The sequence below is a fragment of the Pirellulales bacterium genome (assembly GCA_019694455.1).
GTDB lineage: Bacteria > Planctomycetota > Planctomycetia > Pirellulales > JAEUIK01 > JAIBBY01.
In genome coordinates, this window is sequence record JAIBBY010000104.1 from 1 (window position 1) to 7,321 (window position 7,321).

The window sequence follows — 7,321 nt, forward strand, 5'->3', positions numbered from 1 at the left end:
GACTCGATCCTCGCCGTGCAACTCGCCCGACGTCTCGAACACCGGCTCCAACGACCATTCACACCCACCACGCTCTTTCAATTCCCCACCATCCAAAAACTCGCTCAACAACTCGCGGAGGGGGGTGCAACTGTTGTCGAGCCGAGCGTACCGCCGATCACTGCGGCCACCCCGCGCCCATCAAGGTCCAAGCAACAACATGAATTGCGCGACGAAATCGCAATCATTGGCATGGCATGCCGATTTCCTGGCGCCAATAGCCCACTAGACCTTTGGAGAAACGTACGCCTCGGAATCGACTCAGTCACACAGCTAAGTGCTGAAGCGCTGGAGCGCCGCTTTCCCGGTCAACAGATTTCGACCGCAATCCGAGGAGGATTCTTAAGCGACGTCGCGGGCTTTGACTACAAGCTGTTTCGATTGTCGCTCCGCGAAGCTCGCCTGATGGACCCGCAGCAGCGGTTGCTGCTGGAGGTCGCCTGGGAGGCGCTCGAACAGGCCGCGTGCTTGCGCGAGCCGGTGACAAGCACCGGCGTGTTCATCGGCGCAAGCACAATGGATTACGCCAAGCTTGCGGCCTCGCCGACCGATCAATGCGATCCGCACACGCGCACGGGCAACGCGCTCTCGATGCTCGCCAACCGCATTTCGTACCTGCTCAATCTCGAAGGCCCCAGCCTGACGGTCGACACCGCCTGCTCCTCCTCGCTGGTGGCTATTCACCTTGCCTGCCAAAGCCTATTGACTGGGGAGAGCGATGCGGCGATTGCAGGCGGCGTTCACATCAATCTTAACCCCTTGGGACAGGAAATCCTGGAGCACGAAAGCGTGCTCGCGCGCGATGGCCGATGCAAAGCGTTCGACATGCGCGCCGACGGGTTTGGTCGCGGCGAAGGCGTTGGCGTTGTGGTGCTAAAGAGTCTGAACGACGCGATTCGCGACCGCGATTTCATTTGGGCGACAATCCGCGGAACGGCGACCAACAACGACGGCAACTCGAAGGCGAGCCTGTCCGCCCCCAATCCGCGTAGTCAAGCGCGAGTCATTGCCGCAGCGCACCGAACCGCGGGAATTGCCGCCAGCGACATCGGCTATGTCGAGGCGCATGGCACCGGAACTCCGCTCGGCGATCCGATCGAAATCGTGGCATTGCAAGAAGCCTTTGCTGGAAACAGCCGCCAAGCCACCTGCGCTCTCGGAACGATTAAGACCAATATGGGGCACCTGGAGGCCGCTGCGGGCGTAGCTGGATTGATGCGTGCCGCGTTGGCGGTTCACTTTGGAGAGATTCCGCCGTCGCTGCATTTCTCTGCCCCCAATTCACAAATTCAGTTTGAGAATTCTCCCTTTTATTTCGCGGACCAATTGCGCCCCTGGCCAAGTGCCACGCCATTGCGATTGGCCGCCGTCAGTTCGTTCGGCCTTGGCGGCGCCAATGCGCATACCGTGATTGCTGCGCCACCAACCGTGAATGCCGCATCGGCCGTCGATCACTGGTCGAGTCATGTGACGACGCTTTCAGCCGCGACACCTGAATCGCTGCGCAAGTTGGCGACCAGATTGAGCAATTGGCTCGACCAGAACCCACTCTGCGATATCGCGGACGTCAACTATTCGCTCAACAGCGGCCGTGTGGACCTGAAGTATCGACTCGCGGTCGTAGCGAGCAGTCGCGCCGAACTCAGTCAGCGCCTCAAAGCCTTTGCCGATTCTGCAGAGAGCGCTGCGCTGAAATTTGGCGAAGCTGACCAAGGTCGCGGGCCACGCATCGCGATGGTGTTCCCAGACCACTCAGAACAATTGCGCCAGAATTTGATTGCATTGTCTCAGTTTGAGCCTCAATACCTCGAATCGCTCAAATCCGCCTGCCAAAGCATCGCTGCCGTCAGCGGTGCAAATGACTTTGATTGGCTCCTCGATGACTCGGATAGTCCGCCCTCCAAGTCGCAACAAGAACTTAATCTCTTGTGCGGTCAAATCGCGCTGTTCGAGATGTGGCGTCGCTGGGGAATTGAGCCAACATTGCTGCTCGGCCAAGGCGCAGGCGTCTATGCCGCGGCGTATTGCGCCGGCGCCTCACCACACGAAATCGTCCGGGCTGTGGCGGACAACCGCGCGGTGGACCTCACCGAGGCGACCGACCGAGAATCATTGACCATTCCCTTCGCCATCCTCGATGACAACGGCGCTTGGCGATCAAATCCGGCGCGCGCTGAGAGCAGCTCCGTTGAAAGCGACATCTCAAACATTGAAGTCGACTTTCTGCTGCCAATCGGCGCGGAACCAAACCTTCAGAATGAATTGCCGCGACCGCGCGTCCTGGAGTGGCCAAGTAACCCCAATGAGATCCAGGCGTCGCTTGGGCTAACGGCCGCTACTCTATTTGCTGCTGGCCAATCGTTCGACTGGCGACAAATCGAAGTGCCGTCTGAGCGTTACCGACTTCCGCTGCCAACCTACTCGTTTGAACATGAACGTGTGTGGTTCGATTCTGCGCAAGTAGATGAAATGAATTTAGCGCAGCAGGCTGCGAACGGCGCTACTGCCGCCGATGATCAAGTTTGCAACTGGCTCTGCGAACCCGTTTGGCAACTTACGCCGGAAACACCGCCGCGCGACCTAGCGCCGTCTCGGTGGCTCATATTTGCGGACGACTTTGGCATCGCCACCCACCTAGCTCGAGAACTGACTAGCTTCGGGCAGCAATGCGTCTTGGTGTTTTCTGGCGATGAGTATCGCCAACTGGCCGACGATGTGTTCGCAATCGCGCCCGGTAGCGAATTGCAGCACCGACAACTTTCGGAGCAGTTTACGAAATCCGGCTTTACCCCCGATCACTTCGCTTTCCTCTGGGCCTGCGAACCATCGCGGCCAGAGACCGCACAGCCGCCCAAATCGCAGGGTTTTTCAACTGGTGTCCGATCGCTCTTTCATATTGCACGCACATACTTCACCGATCAGCCACAGTCGTTATGGGTGGTGACATGTACAGCAGATTTTGCTTCCGCCGATTCTTGGCCTGGTCACGCAATGGTCCCCGTCTTTGCCCAAGGATTGGCCGCTGATTACCCCAGCCTTTCCACTCGGACCATCGAAATCGCGACCACCAACCAATCGCCACGGCGGTTGGCGACGACAATTCTCAACGACATTTTACGCGACGGAGATGCGACTGCTGCACGGTATACGGACAACGGTTGTCATTTGCGCGACATTCGTCGCGCCTCGCGACAGCGATTATCACCATCCACGCCATGCGAGCCGGGCGGTGTTTACCTGATTACTGGCGGACTGGGCGATGTCGGATTGCAAATCGCCCGCTGGCTAGCGACGCGTGGTCCAGCACGGCTAGCATTGATTTCGCGCGCAGTCTTGCCACCTCGTTTAGATTGGCCATCACTACTGGCGGAATATTCCGGAAGCGACTTGGCACGCCGCATCACAGCGATCATTGAAGTCGAATCACTGGGCGCTCAGGTGCATGTTGTTTCGGCGGATGTGGCCGACGCCGCGTCGCTGGTTCCGTGCTTAGATCAAATCGAACGCCTTTGGGGCGGCATCGACGGCGTCTTTCATTGCGCCGGCCTGCTAAAGGATTCCGCAACCTGGAACAATTCGCTAGCACAGATCGAGGAGGTGCTACGCCCCAAGGTCGAAGGGGCTTGGTTGCTGCACACGCTCACCGAACGATTTGCGGTGCGTACGTTTGTCTGCATGTCGTCAACCGCATCGTTGGCGTCCCTGCCCGGCCAGGCCGCATACGCGGCGGCGAATGCGTTCATGGACGCGTTATGTCACCATCGGCATGCGCGTGGCTTGCCGGCGCTATCGATCAATTGGGGTGTTTGGCAAGGCACTCGCGCCGTGGCCAATGAGCGGTATCTGCAATTTATCGAGGCCAGCGGGGCAAGGATTCTCTCGGCGGACGATAATTTGCGCTGCCTGGAAGCGGCACTTCGGATGAACGCGCCGCAAGTTGCCATTCTGCCCGATTCACCGGCCGCACAAACCAACCAGCGGCGACACGACGACGCGGCGGCGGTTAATTGCCAGAAGAGTGCGGCCGTTATCGCGGCGTCAGTGAATCGATCTCTGATCGGAGAGGCTCAACGCCTAGCGGACCGACTTGATGAATATTCGCGGTTCGGATCTGCGATTGACGCTGCGTGTATCGCAATAATTCGGCAGTCACTATTCGAACTTGGACTCGACCCGCAGCATTCGCTTGCTGCTAGTGACTCACTCCAGGTCGCGGGTGTGCAGCCGCGCTTTGAGCGAGTTGTTGCTCGCTTTCGAGCAATTTTCGCGGGTCATTCATCGCATGCCGACAGTCGCAGTGGCTCGGTCATGAAGCCTCAAGAGCGCGTTGCCACGCCGCTGGATCAAATCCGAGAGTTGCGCAATCAATTTCCCTTTGCCGCAGCCCAATGCGATCTGCTCGAGCGCTGCGCCAACCAATTAACATCGGTCCTTCGCGGCGAGACCGATCCATTGGAGCTATTGTTTCCGGATGGCGATTATTCCAATGCCGAGGCCGTGTACCACCAAACCGAGTTTGCTCAGCTTTATAACTTGGCTGTTGCCTCAGCGGTGCGTACCGCTATTGAGACAGTCGATCGCCCGCCGCTGAGATTGTTGGAGATTGGCGGAGGCACCGGCGGTTTGGCCGAGACGCTGCTTCCGCTGCTTCGTCGCGGCGATGCCTATACATTCACCGATCTATCACCGGCTTTCTTGGCGCGCGCTGAACGCAAATTGGCGTCACAATCGACGCTTAATCTGCGATTGCTCGACATTGAGCGCAATCCGGACTCGCAGGGGTTCGCTCCCGGCGCTTTCGACCTGGTGATCGCCGCCAACGTGCTGCACGCCACGAGGAATCTTCGTCAGACACTTGCGTATGTGCGACAGTTGCTCGCGCCAGGTGGATTGCTTTTGCTCGTCGAGGCCACACGTTCCGAGTATTGGATCGAATTGACGTTCGGTCTCATGGAAGGCTGGTGGCGGTTCGACGATTTCGATGTGCGGCAGTCGGGGCCACTGCTTCCTCTTCAAGGTTGGCGTCAGGTTCTCAGTCAGGCCGGCTTTGATGTAGGCGGCGTTTTCCCTGACAAATCAACCTCGCTCTCGTCAGTTGGTCAGCATCTGCTTTTGTGCCAATCGATCCGAAGCGCGGAGGGGGCTGCGGCGCCAGCAGATGCGATGCCATCATCTGGCGCTTCCACCCATCGTAAACAAGAAGTGCTAGTCGACGCGGGAAGAGCATCGGCTGTTTCCGAGCAGGCATTTGACTTAGTGCGTGCGACATTCGCGAGCGTGTTGAGGATTCCTGCTGACAATGTCGCGATTGACTTGACATTTCAAGACCAGGGACTCGACTCGCTCTTGGCCTTGGAGCTAGTCGGCAAGCTGCGCGCAACCCTTGTGCTCAAGAGCTTGTCTCCGACAGTGCTGTACCAATATCCGACGATTGAAGCGCTGGCGAAGTTTCTTGCTCAGTCACATGAGGCATCGGTCAGTGCATGGCTTCGTCAGCACGCGCCGTCGATGGTGGAGGGCGCCGGCGAATCGTCGGCGGTTCCATCGAGTCCTCTTTTGCGTTCGTCGCAAATCGTGCTACCGGTTCCCGCTCGGCAATGTCGTGTAACCCCGATCGCCGTGGTGGGCTACGCGTGCCGGGTTCCGGGTGGGGAGGACGCGGCCGGCTACTGGCGGCTGCTGGCGGCGGGGCGTGACGCGACCGGCAGCCCCTCGGCGGCCCGCTGGCGGCTGGCCGGCCAACCGCCGCAGGCCAGCGCGCGGGGCGGCTTTTTGGAGGGGATCGACCAGTTCGACCCCCTCTTCTTCCGTCTCTCGCCTTTGGAGGCGAGCCAGATGGACCCGCGGCAGCGGCTCTTCCTCGAAACGGCCTACGCCGCCCTGGAGCACGCCGGCTACGGCGGCGAAAAGCTGCGCGCGACCCGGACCGGCGTCTTCGTCGGCACGGCCGGACAGGACTACCTGGCCGGCGCCGGCGCCGCCGGCATCGGACCCCACTGGGCCACCGGCTCGTCCGCCGCCATCCTGGCCAGCCGACTGTCGTACTTCCTGGACCTCACCGGACCGACCCTGCCGGTCGACACCGCCTGCAGCGCCAGCCTGGTCGCCACCCACCTGGCGGTCGAGAGCCTCGCCCGCGGCGAGTGCGACTACGCCCTGGCCGGCGGCGCGCAGCTCAACCTGTGGCTCAAAAGCTTCGCCGCCTTCGCCCAGATGGGGGCCCTGGCCCCCGGAGGACGCTGCCGACCCTTCGACCAGCGCGCCGACGGCTTCATTCCAGCCGAGGGGGTCGCCGCCCTCCTCTTGCGACCGCTCGCCGACGCGCTGGCCGCCGGCGACACGATCCACGCGGTAATCCTCGGCAGCGCCGTCAACAACGACGGCCGCACCAACGGCCTGACCGCCCCCAACCCGGCCGCCCAACGCGCCGCGCTGTGCGACGCCTGGCGCGACGCCGGCGTCGCGCCCGACAGTCTCGACTACCTCGAAGCGCATGGCACCGGCACCGCGCTGGGGGACCCCATCGAGGTCGAGGGGTTCGCCAGCGCTTGCGCGCTGTTCACCCCCCGCAAGCAGTTCTGCCAGCTCGGCTCGGTGAAGAGCAACCTGGGACACGCCGAAAGCGCCGCCGGACTGGTCGGGCTCGTCAAAACCCTCCTGGCCTTGGAGCAGGAGCAACTCCCCCCCACCCTGCACCTCCAGGACCCCAACCGACACATCGCCTGGGAAGAGACCCCGCTGGCGATCAACGACCGGCTGCGCCCCTGGCCGCGGCGGGCCGAGCGGCCGCGCCGCGCCGGGGTCAGCGCCTTCGGCTTCGGCGGCACCAACGCGCATGTCGTGCTCGAGGAGGCCCCGCTCGCCACGCCCTTGGCCGACGCCAACGAACCACACCCCTTGTGCCTCTCGGCCCGCACCCCCCAGGCGCTGCGCCAACTGGCCCAGCGCTACGCCGACCATCTGGAGACCACCGAGCAGCGGCTGGCCGACATCGGCCACACGGCGGCGACCGGCCGCTTCCACCTCGCCGAGCGGCTGGCCCTGGTCGCCGCCACCCGCGCCGAAGCGGCAATGAAACTCCGCCGCTGGCTGGCCGGCGACGGCGCCGCCGGCAGCGACGACGCCAGCCAAATCGCGGCCGGCAGCGCCAGTGGACGACGTCCCCGCCTGGCCTTCCTCTTCAGCGGACAGGGGGGAAGCCACGCCGGCATGGGAGAAGTCCTCTACCGCCGCGCCAAAATCTTCCGCCAGACCATCGACCGGGCCGACGCCGTCCTGCGCC

1 protein-coding gene is annotated in these 7,321 nt (G+C 62.0%); it reads left to right on the forward strand.

What is annotated here, in order from left to right; translation table 11 throughout:
• A partial coding sequence (locus K1X71_20780; protein MBX7075584.1) for an SDR family oxidoreductase occupies positions 1 to 7,321 on the forward strand: 7,321 nt, incomplete at both ends.